Below are 329 nucleotides of genomic sequence, written 5' to 3' on the forward strand. Positions count from 1 at the left end.
TTAATTACGCAACAAAGCCCTTTCCCTCTCCCCATTTACCGTCTAGTGAAACTACAAGCTCATCATCAGAACGGATGACAAGATTCTTTAGTGACTCACCAAAGGCTTCTCGTCTTAAGATATCTTGTTGAAAACCTTCATTTTCAGCAACATCTAACGAGGGAACTACCAGCTTCATTAAATACTCCTTTTGCATATAACGCCCGCTTAAGTGGTGAGCAACGCAATACGGTGCTGCCGCACACCACCTAAATCACTAAAATCAACGCATATTAAAAATGCCACGCGTTGCGAATCCGTCTTGAAGCGTTTGTTGAACGAAGCCGCTA

At 43.2% G+C, this 329-nt stretch carries 1 protein-coding gene; it reads right to left on the reverse strand.

Annotated elements, in window-relative coordinates; all coding sequences use genetic code 11:
• Positions 1–4 precede the first annotated feature (4 nt).
• Positions 5–178: a hypothetical protein gene (locus tag AB4351_RS19860; protein WP_372126938.1), complete on the reverse strand. Its 174-nt coding sequence runs from the start codon at positions 176–178 to the stop codon at positions 5–7.
• Positions 179–329 lie beyond the last annotated feature (151 nt).

Origin of the sequence: Vibrio sp. 10N.261.51.F11 (genome assembly GCF_041471665.1) — a bacterium.
GTDB classification, from domain to species: Bacteria; Pseudomonadota; Gammaproteobacteria; order Enterobacterales; family Vibrionaceae; genus Vibrio; species Vibrio crassostreae_C.